Here is a 15815-nt window from a genome sequence, read left to right on the forward strand (position 1 = left end):
TCAGCATGAGGTGTTCCGCCCGAAGCTCTCGTCCTCACCCTGAGCCTGTCGAAGGGTGATTGGCCCGGTCCGAAGCAGGAGTCCCTCCATGAGCGCGCCCAACCCCCATGATCCCTTTCCCCTTGGCGAGGACGATACCCCCTATCGCCTGCTGACCACAGAAGGCGTCAGCACCGCTGAATTCGAGGGGAAAACCATTGTCCGGGTGGCGCCTGAAGTGCTCACCGAGCTCACCGCCCAGGCCATGATCGATTGTTCCCACCTGCTGCGCCCCGGGCATCTGGCCCAATTGCGTAAGATCCTCGATGACCCGGAAGCCTCGGACAATGACCGCTTCGTCGCCCTTGACCTGTTGAAGAACGCCAATATTTCCGCCGGCGGTGTGCTGCCCATGTGCCAAGATACCGGCACGGCCATCGTCATGGGCAAGAAGGGCCAGCAAGTCTGGACCGACGGCAACGATGTGGCGGCGATCTCCGAAGGCGTGGCAAAGACCTATCTGGAGACCAACCTGCGCTATTCCCAGGTGGCCCCGCTGGACATGTTCACCGAGACCAATACCGGCAATAACCTGCCCGCCCAGATCGACCTCTATGCCACCGAAGGCGCGGCCTATAAGTTCCAGTTCATGGCCAAGGGAGGCGGTTCGGCCAACAAGTCCTTCTTGTTCCAACAAACCAAGGCCTTGCTCAATCCCGACAGTCTGGTCCAGTTCATGGATGAGAAAATCCGCACCCTGGGTACTTCGGCCTGCCCGCCCTATCACCTGTCGGTGGTCATCGGCGGTACCTCGGCGGAAGCCAATTTGAAGACCGTCAAGCTGGCCAGTACCCACTACCTGGATGGCCTGCCCACCCAGGGCAATGAATATGGCCAAGCGTTCCGGGATTTGGAATGGGAAGACAAAATCCTGCAAATGACCCGGGACATGGGCATCGGCGCACAATTCGGCGGCAAGTATTTCTGCCACGATGTGCGGGTGATCCGGCTGCCGCGCCATGGCGCCTCCTGTCCGGTGGGCATCGGTGTGTCCTGTTCCGCCGACCGTCAGATCAAGGCCAAGATTACCGCCGAGGGCGTGTTCCTGGAACAGATGGAGCGCGATCCGGCCAAGTATTTGCCCGACGTGGGGGGCGGCGACCTGCCGGGCGAGGTGGTCTCCGTGGACCTGAACCAGCCCATGGAAGCCATCCGGGCACAGCTCAGCCAGTATCCGGTGAAAACCCGCCTCAGTCTTTCTGGCTCGCTGATCGTCGCCCGCGACATTGCCCATGCCAAGCTCAAGGAGCGCCTGGACGCCGGAGAGGGCCTGCCTGACTACTTCAAGAATTCGGCGGTCTATTACGCCGGTCCGGCCAAGACCCCCGAAGGCTATGCCTCGGGCTCCTTTGGACCCACCACGGCGGGGCGCATGGATGCCTATGTGGACCTGTTCCAGGCCCATGGCGGTTCCATGGTCATGCTGGCCAAGGGTAATCGTTCCAAGGCGGTGACCGATGCCTGCCAAAAGCACGGCGGCTTCTACCTGGGCTCCATCGGCGGCCCGGCGGCGCGACTGGCCCAGGACTGCATCAAGAGCCTGGAATGTGTCGAGTACGAAGAATTGGGTATGGAAGCCATTTGGCGCATCGAGGTGGAGGACTTCCCGGCCTTCATGGTCGTCGATGATAAGGGCAACGACTTCTTTAAGGAGTTCGGTATTTGACCGGCTTGCTGTTCAACGGCCCCGCCGACGGCCCGGTCATCGCCCTGGCCCATGGTGCCGGGGCGCCCATGGATTCCCCCTTCATGGCCTATTTCGCCGAAGAGTTGGGGAACCGGGGTTTCCGGGTGGCGCGATTCGAATTTCCCTATATGGCCGGTCGGCGCACCGGTGGGTCGAAACGACCGCCGGATCGGGCGCCGGTGTTACTCGAAACCTGGCGCCAGGTCATCGACGCATTGGGCGGCCCGGCAAAGGTGGTCATCGGCGGCAAGTCCATGGGTGGGCGTATGGCCAGCTTGCTGGCGGCGCAGTTGGAACAGGCCGCAACGCCGGTGCGCGGACTGGTCTGTCTCGGCTATCCGTTCCACGGACCTGGCCGTCCCATCGGGCCCAACCGGCTGGATCATATGCTGACCATCGAAACGCCGACTCTGATTTGCCAAGGTAGCCGCGACAGCATGGGCACCCGCGAGGAAATGCAAGGCTATGGTCTGCCATCCTCTATCCGCACCTGCTATCTGGAAGATGGCGACCATGGCTTCAAACCGCGCAAGGCGTCGGGCCGGACCGAAACGCAGAACTGGGATGCGGCCATGGAGGCGGTAGCCGGGTTCGTGGGAGGCCTGTGACGCCATGGCGGTGTCCGTCGAATTCCTGGATCATGTGACGGATCTGCTGGCCCCGGTCGGCACCGTTACTCATCGCCGCATGTTCGGCGGGGCAGGTCTGTATCTGGATGGAATCATTATTGGCCTCGTGGCCGATGACGTGCTTTATTTCAAGGTGGACGATAAAAATAGATCGGAGTACGAGCAGGCGGGAATGTCGGCTTTTGTTCCGTTTGCAGATAAACCATTTCCCATGTCTTATTGGGAAGTGCCGCCCGATCTGCTGGAGGAGCCGGTCGAATTAGGCCAATGGGCCCATCGTGCCTGGGAGGCATCCCGTAGGACGTCGCGGCCCAAAAAGGCGGCGAAAAAGAAAGGGTAGGAGGATCATGCTTCAGAAACGTTCGGTCAATATTTCCGGCCATGCCACCAGTATCTCCCTGGAAGAGGAATTCTGGGATCAACTGAAGACGATCGCCAAGAACAAGCGCCTTGGTCTCAACGATCTCATAGCCGAAGTGGACGAAAGCCGCGTGGGCAACCTGTCCAGCGAACTGCGGGTTTTCGTGTTGAAAGACGTGTTGGCCCGCCTCTGACGCGCGCGACGTGATCTAACAGGCTGCTGAAAAAGGGTTGTCCTACGGCCCGCCTCGCCCTTCGACAAGCTCAGGGTGAGGCTAAGAGGCGGATTTAAAAGTATCCTTTAGATATCAAGGCAGTAGATTTTTGATCTGGCCAGGAAAGGCCGACGACACGGGGCGGCGCCCCGTTAGGAGGTCTTGACGCCGCCAGAGCGGAAATATACGCCCTTGAGATCAAAGGAATACTTTTTTGAATCCGACTCTAACATGTTGAAAGTTCAAAGGCCCTCATGCTGAGCTTGTCGAAGCATGTGTCGCCACAGGCTCGAAATCGGACTTTTTCAGATGGCGGTAATCGAGCAGTCAGGGATTGCCTAAACAGTCAGCTGGTCTCCACACTCGGTCTTGATCAAGTATCCGGGTCAATTCCTGGACATGGAACAGAGGAGACCAGCTATGGAGTATTTTGTTGGAATGGACGTATCGATGGCAAGCATTTCGATCTGTGAGATTGATGCAAAGGGAACCGTCATTCGCGAAGGCAAGGTGTCAAGCACACCCGAGGCGGTCGCCACTTGGCTCGAGGAAAGCGGGCGTGGCTTTGCGCGAATTGGGTTGGAAGCTGGCCCTCTGGCGCCTTGGCTGTACGCAGGACTGTCCAGTCGGGGCCTCCCTGTGATTTGTATCGAGACCCGGCAAATGAAGGCCTTTGCCAGCGCCAGCCCAGTCAAGACGGACCGTCGCGACGCCCGCTTGATCAGCCAGGCGATGCGGACCGGTTTGTACCGCGCGACCCACGTCAAGACCGCGCGCAGTCAGGAGCTCCGGATGGTGCTGACCCATCGGGAGACCCTGGTTCATCAGGTCCGTCAGTTGTCCAATACGGTACGAGGAACATTGAAAGCTTTCGGCCTCAAGGTCGGTATGGCGCGCGGACGCCTTTTCGCGGCGCGGGTTCGGGAATTGACGGCTGATAACCCGCACCTCAGCGCAGCCGCCGAGCCGCTCTTGCTTGCGCGCCAAGCCTTGCTCGAACAACTCGACAAGCTCGACCGGCAGGTTCATGCCGCTGCGCGCGATGATAGCGTTTGCCGGCGCCTGATGACCGTTCCCGGCGTCGGCCCGGTTACCGCCCTCGCTTTCAGGACAGGACTCGACGTGCCGGAACGGTTTCAAAAGTCGGTCATGGTCGGCGCCCACTTCGGGCTTGTCCCACGCAGATACGCCTCGGGAGAGCAGGACCGAAGCGGCCCCATCAGCAAGTGCGGAGATGCCATGGTTCGTTGGCTTTTGTTCGAGGCCGCCAATGCACTTCTCACTCGAACCCGCCGTTGGTCCTGGCTCAAACACTGGGGGCTCGCGGTCGCCAAAAGGCGCGGGATGAAACGCGCCAAGGTCGCCGTTGCCCGGCGTCTCGCCGTAATCATGCATCGCATGTGGATCGACGGCACGGACTTCCAGTACCGCAAGGAGGAGACCGCCATCTAAACACAGCGAAAACCGAGATCGCCTGAAGGGCGGCCAGGACGCGTGGCGACGCGCGGGGCTCGGATGACAGCGCGCAGGCTGCAGTGGCGTAAGACCACGCTTTTCAGATTGCTGCACCCGATCCCCCTTGATCCCCATCATGCGGCGACGACGTCGACCGCGGACAGAAGCAAAGGGCGCCACATACCCCAGGTTCAAACCGACGGCTTGGAAATCAGCTTGACTCAAATGACTCGATTACAGAAGCAGCCTGCTAAACTTTTAGCGCCCGAGACCTCCGAGAATGCCTCGAATCAAATCTTCTGCCTTGGGTTTGCCGCTTCCCGATGATGGGCTGCCGGACGGCGGCGGGGGGGGTGGTGGCAGGCTGCCATCAGCCGCAGGCGGTGCGGGTGCGGGCGACGGCGTGCTGGGCTGAGCCGTGCCGCCCCCAAGCAATCCGGGGAGCACCTGTTGCAGTAGAGTCCCTGCCTTGCCCTTGCCCAGCTTGCCTGGAAGGGTCAGCTTACCGCCCGGCTGGCTGCCCGTATCCACTTTGACGTTGGTGGGATTGTTCAAGGGGCCGCTGACCGAGAACGGGATGGATTTGGGGACTTCCTTGATCTGTGACAGCAAGGCTCCAACCAGATTCTGGGTCAGGCTCAAGGTCCCGTCGGCGGCCATGGTATAGCCGGGCAAGTCCAATATCAGCTTGGTGTTTCCCTGATAGGCGGTGGTCCGCAGAGCCAGGGCGGGCATGGAGACCACGCCATTCGAAATGGTGAAATCCCCGGTCGCATCCAGCAGGCCCTTGCTCTTGCTGCCTCCCAAGGCGCCGGTGAGCCCACCCAGGCCGCCATCAAGCGTCTTGGCGAGTTTGAGCACAGCACCAATCAGGGGCAGATCCACTTCGGCGCCATCTTTGGAATCGATCCCTTTGAGAGCCAGTTTGCCATTGCCGTTGAGTCCCCGGATCAACCCGTCCACCGAGCCGCCCGACGCGGTCAAGGCGGTGGTCAGATCTACCTTTCCCGATCCCTTGGCAGCACCCTGGGAGGCGATCAAGGCCTGCGCGATATCCAGGTTGGCCACGGTCATATCGAGGCCCAATCGCGGCTGTGGGCCGTTGACATCGGCCACCAGACGTCCGTTGAGCGCGCCGCCGAACAAGGTGCCCGCGAGCTTCGGCGTATCCAGTTTGCCCCCTGCCAGGGCGGCGACCAGTTGCAGGCCATCGACCCGATAGGCATCCATAACCAGGCTGTTGGCACTCAGGTCGATGTCCGCGTCCAGTAAGCCCAGGGCGCTCAGGTCCAGGGGCTCGGTAGGCCAGGGGGCACCGCCCTTGCCGGTGGCCGCCGGTGTGGCCGTGCGACCCAGCGCGGCGAAGCGATTGCGCATGAAAAGCCCAGCCTTCTTGCGGCCTTCGGCGGGCAGGAAGGGATCCAGCACCAGGTCCCCCGCCGTCAGTTGGGCTGCCAGTTTCGGGCGCAGCCCCGACAGATCCACCCTGGCCTTGCCCCCGATGGCAGCCTCCCCGGCTTTGAGCGACAGGTCCTCCAACAGAACTGTTTGGGTATTGGCCTTGACCTTGGTGGTCAGGTCCAAGGCACCAACGGCACCACCGGGACGGTATCCCAAATTCAGCCGGTCCAAAAGACCGCTCAGGCTGGCATGGCTGATCGACAGATCGCCCTCGTAGCCGGGGGTCAGGGATAAAATTTTCACCTTGCCCGCCGTCTTGAAGGTCGCCTCGGCGGCTTTGGCGGTGAGGTCCAGGGTCGGGGAGGTCAGGGCACCGTTGGCGGTGCCGACCAGGCTGATCTGTCCAAGCTGGGCGGGCGGCATGGGCGGCTGAATGCCTGTTAGTTGGAATAGGCCCTCGGCGTTGCGGGCGCCGATATCGAAAGCCAGATCCTTGAGCACCGGGATGGCATTGAGATTCTTGATCGTGCCATTCATATGGGCCGATGCCCCGGCCAAATCCTTAATGCTGGCCTGCCGCAGGGTGAGGGCGCCTTGGTAAAGAGTGCCGTCGATCACCAGATCCCGCACCGGCTGTTTCCGGAACGTCAGGGCTTTGACCCGGGCCTTCAGATTGGCATCAATGGTGGATAGGGAGGAAAGGTCGGGACCGGCTCCAGAAGGGGATTGTTTGTCAGTCCGGACGATGCCGCCGTCGGTGGTGGCCTGGGCGGGGGCCTGGGCGGGGGGCGCGGGCGAGGCGGCCTCATTGGATGGCAAGTAGGCATCAAGATTGAGCCGGTCCAGTTCCAGGTCCGCGCCAAAGGCCAGACGATCCCGCAGCGCGACCGTGACGCCGCCGGTCAAATGCGAGGAATCGAGAGTGATGTCGAGTCCTGGCAACTGCACTTCATCAGTCGAGGCAAGAACCTGGGTGGACAAAGTGAGTTTGCGCAGCCGGTCCGGAGATACCGGGGGAACCGGTATATCGAGCCAGTTCATCACCCCGCGCAGGTCGGCGACCATGCCATCCAGACTACCCTCGAAGCGTGGTTGACCCTCGGGGAAATTGACGAATCCGAACAACGCGACCTCTGAGCTCCCGGGCAGCAATGCCGAGACCTGATCGATGGTGATCGCCCCTTCGGCCAGGGCGCCGCTGGCGCGCGCCTGACGGATCAATCCATCGCGAAAGGTCAGGGCCTCGATGGTCAATTCAACCGTGGCATTGAGATCGGTTGGCAGAACAATGGCGGACGTGGGCTCGGCGGCTACCGGTTGCGCCTGGAGTGCCACCGTGGCTTTGGTGGGGGTATCGGCCGGGTTTGATTGGGCGGCGGCGGCGCTCTCGCGAGGCAGGGCCAGCATTTTGTCCAGGTCTACATGGGGCAGAGCCAGCCGCATATCGACGGCGGTTTGCTCACCCAACGTGGCGACAATGGTACCTTCAGCCTTGACGGGTCCCAGGCCGATGGTCAGTTCCGGAACCTCTGCCTTATCGGCGGCGGCTTCGACCCGTGCCTGTATCTGAAACGACTGGGCCAGGGCGCCCGGCAGGGGTCCCTTGCCGCCGAACAGACGCATCAAGTTGGAAAACTTATCCCCTTCGACATGAATTTTAGCCTTGATGCCGGGGGTCTCGTCGAGATTGAGCAAAGTCCCGGAAATCTGTGCCTGTGCTGCCTTGTTACCCAAATCCAAGGCCGTGGAAAAGGTCAGGGTCCGCCCGTGAATGGCCTTGCTGGTGGAGGCCGAGAAAGCCAGGGGAATCCCCTGCGTCCGGAGCGCCCCCCGGGCTTCGAACGGACCGATCAGCGAGGCTGCCTTGATCTCCGCATCGATCCCGTCGATGCGGTGCTCCGTTCCGGCTTGCGCATCGCGCAGGATGACCGTGCCGTTACGGATCAAGAAGCTGTCCAATTGCACGCCGGGCAGACTATCGGTGGCGAGCGCGGCGGCAGGCTGGCCATTCTCGGCGGTTTCGATTGCCGGATTCTGGGCCTGGTCCTCGGCGGTTTCAAAGGCCCAGTTCCAACGCCCATCGGCCAAACGTTCCAAGGAAATCATCGGATTGATGAGTCGGACGGATTCCACTTGGATTTCACCGCCGAGAAGGGGCGCGGCCTTGATGCGGACCTCCAGTTCCTGAAGGGTGACCATGTCCGGGTCTGTGGCGCCTTGGGTATTGGCCAGGCGTACATCCGCCGCGGTCAGAGCCGGTGCGGGCAGCAAAGTCAGCTTGATATCGCCGCCGATGACCAGATCCCGGCCCGTGGCATCCTTGACCAGGGCTTGGGCCTCGCTCTTGTATTCGTTCCAGTCGATCAGGCCGGGCACCACGACTACCGCGGCCAGCAACAGGACCACAAGTACGAGCGGGATCAGGACCATTTTTTTCACGGAGGACCTCTTTCGAGCGGGGCATGGTAGGGCGTGGCCGAAGTGTACTCCAATGTGGCTCGTTGCACACCCCTTGGAGGCGCCCTTGGCTTCGGATCACGAGGATTTTAGGAGCCACCCTTGCGTTCGGCGCGGTGCGCCTTATCCTCTAACCAGTGAGCGTAGGAGGATGATGGTGGAAATGGCGGGAATCTGGGGCAAAGTGATCGGCGGCGTGGCCGGATTCGCATTGCTCGGCGGGCCGCTCGGCGCCTTGATCGGTGCCGCGGCGGGGCACTATGTGGACAAAAAGCGCGAGGCCGAGGGCCTGGACGGGCGGGCCCCTTCGGGGCCGGAGGAATTGACGGCCTCCAAACAAGCCGCCTTTACCATCGCCATGATCGCTTTGGGCGCCAAGATGGCTAAGGCCGACGGTCAGGTCACCCGCGACGAGGTCGATGCCTTCAAGGAGATCTTTTCCATTCCCGAAGGGGAAATGAAGAGTGTGGGCAAGCTGTTCGATCAGGCCAAACGGTCTTCGGAGGGCTATGAAGTCTACGCCAAGCAGGTGGGGGATATGTTCCGGGGCAATCCGGCGGTGCTCGAAGAACTGCTGGCCGGCCTGTTCCATATTGCCAAGGCCGACGGTGTCGTGCATCCGGCGGAAATAACCTTTCTGCGCGGAGTAGCTCGGGTTTTCGGTTTTACCGATACCCAGTTTGAACAGATGCGCGAGACCCGATTGGGGTCCATGCCCGATGTGAAATCCGATCCTTATGTGATTCTCGGAGTGTCATCGGATATTTCCGATACCGACCTGAAGACCGAGTACCGCAAGCTGGTCCGCGAGCATCATCCCGATACCTTGATGGCGCAAGGGTTGCCGCAGGAGTTCATTGATTTGGCGCACGAAAAGATGGCTGCCATCAATGCCGCCTATGACGAGATCACCCGGCGTCGCGGGCTTTAACAGGCTGCTGAAATAGTGTTTTCCTACGGCCCGCCTCGCCCTTCGACAAGCTCAGGGTGAGGCTAACATGTTGAAAGGTCAAAGGCCCTCATGCTGAACTTGTCGAAGCATGTGTCGCCACAGGCTCGAAATCGGACTTTTTCAGCAGCCTGCAAAAGCCTTTCGCGTTTAATATGGCCCGTTGGACAGGCGCGACGTGATCTAAGCGGCGCCCGCGCCAACCACTTTGTTGCGACCGGTTTCCTTGGCCTGGTACAGGGCCTTATCGGCGAGGCGCAGGCATTCGCTCTGCTCCAAGGCATCTTCGGGAATGCTCGCCACTCCACAGGATACGGTCAGCTTGGGAAGAGGGTTGCCCTTGTACTCAATGGTCGCCAGTTCGACGATCTTGCGGATAGTTTCGGCCTTTTCCAGGGCTTCGCCTTTATCCATGCCGACCAGCACCAGGGCGAATTCCTCGCCACCGTAGCGGCAGGGAAGATCCTCCAGGCGGCAGCTGTCGCGCAGGATCTCGGCCATGGCTTGCAAGACCAGGTCGCCCGCTTCGTGGCCATGGTCGTCGTTGAACCGCTTGAAGTGGTCCGCATCGAGCAGCAGCACGGAGATGGGGGAATCGGCGCGCTTGGATCGTCGCATTTCCAGCTCGAAGGTTTCGTCGAAAAACCGCCTGTTGAACAACCGGGTCAGGGGGTCGCGCACCGATTCATGGTGCAGGCGCTCGCGTAGTTTCAGGTTGGCGATTGCGGTTCCCAGGCGCTCGGCGACGGCTTCCAGAACCTCCCGATTCCGATTCAATCGATCGATCTTTTGGGCCTCGATTTCCGCTTCCGAGCGTGGTCCGTAAATGGACAGCAGGCCGACCATGCCATCACGGGTAGTCACGGGGCAGCAGATGGAGTGATCGAGGTTGTCGCGGTCCAAATGACGGCAGATGAGGTGGTCATCCCGGGAACTGAGTACTTTCGGCTCGCCTTGGCGCAGGGCCCAGCAGTCGTTCACCTTGAAGTCTGTCTCGCCCTTGAAGTCACGGCCCCAGGTCAGAATCTGTTCGACCATCTTGTTGGACTGAATGGTAAAATAGGCACCGACTTCCTCGTCGAACACCCGCTGGCAGAATTTAACCAAGGCGCCCAGAAGTTCCTCCTCGGATTCCGCCGTTTGGAAGTAGGCGTTCATCTGATGCAGGTGGGCGTTGATCTCGTTCATGGCATCCAGCGCCATGACACGCTGGGACAGGTCGTCGTTCAGCCGTTTGAGTTCGTCCGCCGCGTGTTTCTGGTCGGTGATATCGCGGGCGATGCCGGTGAACATCCGGCGCCCACCGACCTGCATTTCGCTGACCGCCAGCTCCATGGGAAAGGTGGTGCCATCCTTGCGCAGGCCGGTGACCTCGCGGCCAATGCCGATGACCTTGGCCTGTCCCGTCTCCAGATAGCTGCGCAGGTATTGATCATGGCCGCTACGATAGGGGTCGGGCATCAACATCTTGACGTTCTTGCCGACCACCTCGCTCTCCCGGTATCCGAACATCTTCTGTGCCGCCGGGGTGAAGTTCTCGACCGTTCCGTCCCGGTCGATGGTGACGATCGCATCGACCACCGTTTCCAGAATAGCGTTGGTCCGCGCTGCCTGGTCCTTGACCAGGTTTCGGTTGGTAATCGCTTCGGTGATATCGGTGGCGAATTTCACCACCTTGGTGACCTCGCCCTTTTGATTGAGAATGGGGGAATAGGTCGCCTGGATCCAGACATCCGAGCCATCCTTGGCGACGCGTCGGAACTCGCCCGACTGGTGGATGCCTTGCCGCAGCATTTTCCAGAAATCCCGGTAAGAATCGGTGTCGCGTTCCTGTTCGGGCATGAAGATGGCGTGTTTCTGTCCTGGGAGTTCCTTGCAATCGTACCCAACGGTTTGGCAAAACAGGCTATTGGCGGTGATGATCGTGCCGTCGGTTTCGAATTCGGCGACCAATTGGGACTTGTTGATGGCCGAGATCTGGTTTTCAAAGTTCAACGACGCAATGCGTTGTTCGGTAAGATCCGTTTCGATGGCGACGAATTTGATCACCTTTCCTGCCTTGTCCCGGACCGGCTTGGCCCGGATATCGATCCAATAAGGCTCGCCGTTTTTCTTGTAGTTGATCAACTGTTCGGCAAATCCCCTGCCTTCGGCCCGAGCCTTGCTCATGCGCGCAACCACGTCCCGGTCGCTGTCGGGCCCTTGCAGGAGATGGCCCGGCTTGCGGCCCAGGACTTCTTCCTGGGAGTAGCCGGTCAGCTTCTCGAAGCCCCGGTTGACCCGGATGATCCGTCCCTCCGCGTCGGTCACGATGGCCGAGTTGGCGGAGTACTCGACGATCAACGACAATTCGCTTGCCGTGTCCGAAGCCTGTAACAGTGCGGTCCGTTCCATTTCGGCTTCGACGCCGTCGGCCAGATCGCGCAGCGTGGAGACTTGCTCCGTCGATAGATGGCGGGGTTCCACATCAATGATACACAGGGTCCCGACCCGTTCGCCGCCCGGCGCGAACAGCGGTGCTCCGGCATAGAAGCGGATCTTCGGGGCGCCGGTGACCAAGGGGTTGTCCGCAAAGCGCTCATCCTCCAGCGCATTGCCAATGACGAACACGTCGTCTTGCAAGATGGCGTGGCCGCAAAAAGAGATGTCGCGCGGGGTTTCCGTGGCGTCGAGGCCTTGGCGGGATTTGAACCACTGGCGCTCTTTATCGACCAGACTGACCAAAGCGATGGGGACCTTGAAATGTGCCTGGGCCACCCGCGTGATGCGGTCAAACCGCTCTTCGGAGGCCGTGTCGAGCAAACAGAGGTTTTCCAAAGCCAACAGACGAAGGGCGTCGTTCCTTGGGATCGCGGGCGCTTTCATGGTCTGAATTCCAGGTCTTTTTGTTCTAGGATCCAAAGTACAACGACTGGTTTGGCTTGGCGACTCTATTCGATTTCAACCAGCCTTGTGCCGGTTGGGGGGCTCTGTGAAGCCCGGTTCCACAGCCCAATCATACTTGGGAATGCTGTGCAGCGATTTCAGTGGAATATTTGCGGGACTTTCCGCCAAGGTGGGGCTCCCGGCCCGACCGATTCGGGCGCACCCGTCGCAAAGCCCATTGCCATGCCGTTCAAGGATATCCTGGCCATAGCGGTGGTCATTACCATCTGGGGCGCAAATTTCAGCGTGGCCAAGTTCGGTCTTGCCGCGTTTCCGCCTTTGATGATGGTCGCTTTGCGGTTTGCGCTGCTGTTGCTGTTGCTCGCGCCGTTCCTGTTCAAGCGGACCGGTATCCCCGTGCGAGGATTTATCCTCGTCGGTATCTGTTTGGGCGGGTTCCATTTCGGGCTGTTGATGACCGGGCTTTCGGGGACCGATGCCGGGGCGGCGGCGGTGGTTATCCAATTGGCCATGCCGTTCAGTGCAATGCTGGCCTGGGGCATGCTCGGGGATCGCATGCGGCCCATTCAGATTGTTGGTATGATGGTGGCCTTTGCCGGCGTGTTTATCCTCGCGGGCAGCCCGCGTTTTTTGGATCAGTGGGGCGCGTTGCTGTTGGTGGCCGGGGCGGCTTTCGCCTGGGCTCTGGCCAATATCCTCATTCAGCGATTGGCAAAGGTGAACGTGTTTGTGCTCAATGCCTGGGTGGCCTTGTTCGCCCTACCGGTACAGGCCGTGGCCAGCCTGACCTTGGAAACCGGTCATCTTGAGCTCTTGGCCTCGGCGGGATGGACCGGGTGGGGGTCAATCCTGTATCAAGCACTGGGGTCCATGCTCATCGCCTATGGACTTTGGTACCGGCTATTGGACAAACATCCGGTCAATAAACTGGTGCCGCCCATGCTGCTGGTGCCGGTGTTCGGGGTGCTGCTGGCCGAACCGTTGCTTGACGAGCCGCTCACGGCTGCCAAGATCATCGGCGGACTGATCACGATTCTGGGTGTGGCGATGATCGAACTGACGCGTGGCAAAAAAGCAGAGGTCGCATGATCTCCTATCCGTCGCCCAATCATGACAGCCGCGACGGCGCGGTGGTGGACATGCTGGTGATCCATTACACCGGGATGCATTCCCCCGAGGGCGCCTTAGCCCGGCTCTGTGATCCAGTGGCCCAGGTCAGTGCCCATTACCTGATTGACGAGACCGGCGACGTGCACTGGCTGGTGTCCGAGGGACGCCGGGCCTGGCATGCCGGAGAGGCCCATTGGCGGCATCACACCAATATCAACGCCCGGTCCATCGGTATCGAGCTGGTCAACCCGGGCCATGAGTTCGGCTACCGGCCCTTTACCTTTCCGCAGATGACCAGCCTGTGCCTGCTGGCCAAGCGGATTTTACGCCATCATCCCATCCCCCCTTGCAACATCGTCGGCCATGCGGATGTGGCGCCGCGCCGCAAACAAGACCCGGGGGAACTGTTCCACTGGTGGTCGCTGGCGGTGCAGGGAATCGGGCTCTGGCCGTACCTGCCCAGTACCACGGCCACAGACGATCCGTTGGCCGGATTGGTGGAAATCGGCTACGAGCTGGTGGATGAAGAAGCCACCATCACCGCTTTTCAGCGCCATTACCGCCCGGGTCTGGTGGACGGTGTGCTAGATGGCGAGACCGTCGGCTTGATTGGCGGCATGCTCGATCTTGTCAGGGAAACGCGGCGGGACTAGGGTGGCCGCGGTGCCAGACGGCTGGATGGTCGCCTTGGGCCTTGTGCCTGGGGAGGAAAGTCCGGGCTCCACGGAAATACGGTGCCGGGTAACGCCCGGCGGGGGCGACCCTAGGGAAAGTGCCACAGAAAGCAAACCGCCGCGCCGGGTTTCGACCCGCCTCGGCAAGGGTGAAAGGGTGCGGTAAGAGCGCACCGCTCCCCCGGCGACGGGGGAGGCATGGTAAACCCCACCGGGAGCAAGACCGAATAGGGATGACAGGCCGATTTCGAATCGGCAGGCGCATTTCCGCGCTGTCGTCCGGGTGTGTCGCGCGAGGCGTCCGGTAACGGGCGTCCCAGACGAATGGCCATCCATCGCTTCTCCGGAAGCGGGGACAGAACCCGGCTTACAGGCCGTCTGGCACCTGTTATTCTGCATTACGACTGGATAAGAAACGACGGGAAAGGGGGGTAGCCCATGTACGTGACACTGGTTCATGTGGTGGTCAAACAGGCCGATCTGGAAGCCTTTATCGCGGCCTCGGCCAAGAACCATGAGCATTCGGTCAAGGAACCAGGCAATCGACGGTTCGATGTGCTGCAATCGGCGGAAGACCCTTGCCGCTTCGTGCTTTACGAGGCCTATGACAACGAAGACGACGCCCGGGCCCACAAGGACACCGCCCATTACCTGGAATGGCGCGAAAGTGTGGCGGACATGATGGCCGAGCCGCGTCAAGGGGTGCGCTACGATGGGCTGTTGCCGCAATGATCGTGCCGTTCGAAATTGCCCGTCTGCCGCGCATTGTCTTCGGTTCCGGCAGCATCGCGCGGATCCCCAAGGAAGCGGCGGCTCTCGGGCGTCATGCACTGATTGTGACCGGTTCCCGCTCGTTCCGCGAGACCACCCAATGGCCCGCCCTGCTCAAGGGCCTTGCTGACGAGGGCCTGGCAATCGCCGACATGGCTGTTGCCGATGAACCTTCGCCGGACATCGTCGATGCGGCGGTGAGCGAATTCAAGAATCTGGGCGTCGAGGTGGTCATCGCCGTGGGGGGCGGCAGCGCTTTGGATGCCGCCAAGGCCATCGCCGGGCTGCTGGTCAAGGGCAACTCGGTCATGGATCACCTGGAAGGGGTGGGGCGGGGAATCCCCTATGAAGGGCCGGCCTTGCCTTTCATCGCCGTGCCGACCACCGCCGGCACCGGATCCGAGGCGACCAAGAATGCCGTGCTGTCCCATCGCGGCCCCGATGGCTTCAAGAAATCTTTCCGCGACGAACAACTGGTGGCCCGAGTCGCCGTGCTCGATCCGGAATTGCTAACCCATTGCCCCAGGTCGGTGATCGCCGCCAACGGCATGGATGCCTTTACCCAACTCCTGGAGTCGGTGGTGTCGACGCGATCAAATCCCCTGACCGATGCCCTGGGCTGGTCGGGGCTGGAGGCGTTCCGCGACGGGTTCTGGGATATGCTCGACGGCACCGGGGACAAGGCCGTCGCCGGACGCGAGAAGATGCTCTATGCCTCGTTGCTATCGGGAATCAATCTGGCCCAGACCGGACTCGGCTCGGTGCATGGGCTAGCCTCGCCCATGGGTTCATTGTTTCCCATTCCCCACGGCGTGGTCTGTGGCACTCTGGTTGGTGCCGCCACCGAGGTGAATATCCAGGCATTGGGCGAACGGATGCCTGAAAGCCCGGCCTTGCCCAAATATGCCCGCGCCGGATCGCTCCTGACCCGCAGCGCCTTTGACCGGGACGAGGACGCCCGCACGGCCCTGATCACGTTATTGAATGAATGGACCGAAACCCTGGAGCTGCCGCGCTTGTCTCAATACGGAATGGATGACGCCCGGATGGATCAGGTGGTGGCGGCGTCCGGCGGCAATTCCATGAAGACCAACCCGCTGGTGCTGACACCGGAAGAGATCGAACGGGTGGTGCGGGCGCGGTTATAGCCTCGCGCGTGCCGGGTCCGATCGGACCCGTTGG

General features: G+C 61.1%; 12 protein-coding genes and 1 other RNA gene. 11 read left to right on the plus strand and 2 right to left on the minus strand.

Annotation, left to right across the window (positions count from 1 at the left end; genetic code table 11):
• Positions 1–88: 88 nt before the first annotated feature.
• The 5 genes from MGMAQ_RS04125 (at position 89) to MGMAQ_RS04145 (ending at position 4382) form a co-directional block, all read left to right on the plus strand.
• Complete coding sequence (locus MGMAQ_RS04125; protein WP_046020550.1) at positions 89–1705, plus strand: fumarate hydratase; 1617 nt, start codon at positions 89–91, stop codon at positions 1703–1705.
• Positions 1702–2334 (plus strand): alpha/beta fold hydrolase, encoded by a 633-nt coding sequence (locus MGMAQ_RS04130; protein ID WP_046020551.1) that lies wholly within the window; start codon positions 1702–1704, stop codon positions 2332–2334. Before MGMAQ_RS04125 ends, MGMAQ_RS04130 begins: the two co-directional genes overlap by 4 nt.
• Before the next feature lie 4 nt (positions 2335–2338).
• Complete coding sequence (locus MGMAQ_RS04135; protein ID WP_046020552.1) at positions 2339–2695, plus strand: TfoX/Sxy family protein; 357 nt, start codon at positions 2339–2341, stop codon at positions 2693–2695.
• A 7-nt stretch (positions 2696–2702) separates the two neighbouring features.
• Entirely contained in the window at positions 2703–2909 is a 207-nt protein-coding gene (locus MGMAQ_RS04140; RefSeq protein ID WP_046020553.1) for a ribbon-helix-helix domain-containing protein, read from the plus strand.
• Between the two features lie 441 nt (positions 2910–3350).
• A complete protein-coding gene (locus MGMAQ_RS04145) occupies positions 3351–4382 on the plus strand; it encodes an IS110 family transposase (RefSeq protein ID WP_046020119.1) in 1032 nt (343 codons plus the stop codon).
• A gap of 261 nt (positions 4383–4643) precedes the next feature.
• Here the strand turns inward: MGMAQ_RS04145 and MGMAQ_RS04150 are convergent, their stop codons facing one another.
• A complete protein-coding gene (locus MGMAQ_RS04150) occupies positions 4644–8216 on the minus strand; it encodes an AsmA family protein (protein WP_252508710.1) in 3573 nt (1190 codons plus the stop codon).
• Between the two features lie 178 nt (positions 8217–8394).
• Between MGMAQ_RS04150 and MGMAQ_RS04155 the strand changes: the two genes are divergently transcribed.
• Entirely contained in the window at positions 8395–9174 is a 780-nt protein-coding gene (locus MGMAQ_RS04155; protein ID WP_252508674.1) for a TerB family tellurite resistance protein, read from the plus strand.
• Positions 9175–9375: 201 nt separating this feature from the next.
• Here MGMAQ_RS04155 and MGMAQ_RS04160 read toward each other — a convergent pair whose 3' ends face one another.
• Complete coding sequence (locus MGMAQ_RS04160; protein ID WP_046020555.1) at positions 9376–12057, minus strand: PAS domain S-box protein; 2682 nt, start codon at positions 12055–12057, stop codon at positions 9376–9378.
• 243 nt (positions 12058–12300) lie between these two features.
• Here MGMAQ_RS04160 and MGMAQ_RS20635 point away from each other — a divergent pair, with 243 nt between their 5' ends.
• From MGMAQ_RS20635 to MGMAQ_RS04180, 5 genes are all read left to right on the plus strand, one after another.
• Positions 12301–13167, plus strand: a complete 867-nt coding sequence (locus MGMAQ_RS20635; protein ID WP_046022933.1) for a DMT family transporter — start codon at positions 12301–12303, stop codon at positions 13165–13167.
• Positions 13164–13841: an N-acetylmuramoyl-L-alanine amidase gene (locus MGMAQ_RS04170; RefSeq protein WP_046020556.1), complete on the plus strand. Its 678-nt coding sequence runs from the start codon at positions 13164–13166 to the stop codon at positions 13839–13841. The genes MGMAQ_RS20635 and MGMAQ_RS04170 overlap by 4 nt, the downstream gene beginning before the upstream one ends.
• 13 nt (positions 13842–13854) lie before the next feature.
• An RNA gene (gene rnpB, locus MGMAQ_RS20010) (RNase P RNA component class A) lies at positions 13855–14248 on the plus strand.
• A 52-nt stretch (positions 14249–14300) separates the two neighbouring features.
• Entirely contained in the window at positions 14301–14594 is a 294-nt protein-coding gene (locus tag MGMAQ_RS04175; protein ID WP_046020557.1) for an antibiotic biosynthesis monooxygenase, read from the plus strand.
• A complete protein-coding gene (locus MGMAQ_RS04180; protein WP_046020558.1) occupies positions 14591–15781 on the plus strand; it encodes an iron-containing alcohol dehydrogenase in 1191 nt (396 codons plus the stop codon). The genes MGMAQ_RS04175 and MGMAQ_RS04180 overlap by 4 nt, the downstream gene beginning before the upstream one ends.
• Positions 15782–15815 lie beyond the last annotated feature (34 nt).

The organism is Magnetospira sp. QH-2 (genome assembly GCF_000968135.1).
In the GTDB taxonomy this organism is placed as follows: Bacteria; Pseudomonadota; Alphaproteobacteria; order Rhodospirillales; family Magnetospiraceae; genus Magnetospira.

Coding starts and splice junctions, on each gene's coding strand:
- MGMAQ_RS04170 (WP_046020556.1), top strand. CDS start 13,164: ATGATCTCCTATCCGTCGCCCAATCATGACAGCCGCGACGGCGCGGTG.
- MGMAQ_RS04135 (WP_046020552.1), top strand. CDS start 2,339: ATGGCGGTGTCCGTCGAATTCCTGGATCATGTGACGGATCTGCTGGCC.
- MGMAQ_RS04155 (WP_252508674.1), top strand. CDS start 8,395: ATGATGGTGGAAATGGCGGGAATCTGGGGCAAAGTGATCGGCGGCGTG.
- MGMAQ_RS04180 (WP_046020558.1), top strand. CDS start 14,591: ATGATCGTGCCGTTCGAAATTGCCCGTCTGCCGCGCATTGTCTTCGGT.
- MGMAQ_RS20635 (WP_046022933.1), top strand. CDS start 12,301: ATGCCGTTCAAGGATATCCTGGCCATAGCGGTGGTCATTACCATCTGG.
- MGMAQ_RS04175 (WP_046020557.1), top strand. CDS start 14,301: ATGTACGTGACACTGGTTCATGTGGTGGTCAAACAGGCCGATCTGGAA.
- MGMAQ_RS04150 (WP_252508710.1), bottom strand. CDS start 8,216: ATGGTCCTGATCCCGCTCGTACTTGTGGTCCTGTTGCTGGCCGCGGTA.
- MGMAQ_RS04125 (WP_046020550.1), top strand. CDS start 89: ATGAGCGCGCCCAACCCCCATGATCCCTTTCCCCTTGGCGAGGACGAT.
- MGMAQ_RS04145 (WP_046020119.1), top strand. CDS start 3,351: ATGGAGTATTTTGTTGGAATGGACGTATCGATGGCAAGCATTTCGATC.
- MGMAQ_RS04160 (WP_046020555.1), bottom strand. CDS start 12,057: ATGAAAGCGCCCGCGATCCCAAGGAACGACGCCCTTCGTCTGTTGGCT.
- MGMAQ_RS04140 (WP_046020553.1), top strand. CDS start 2,703: ATGCTTCAGAAACGTTCGGTCAATATTTCCGGCCATGCCACCAGTATC.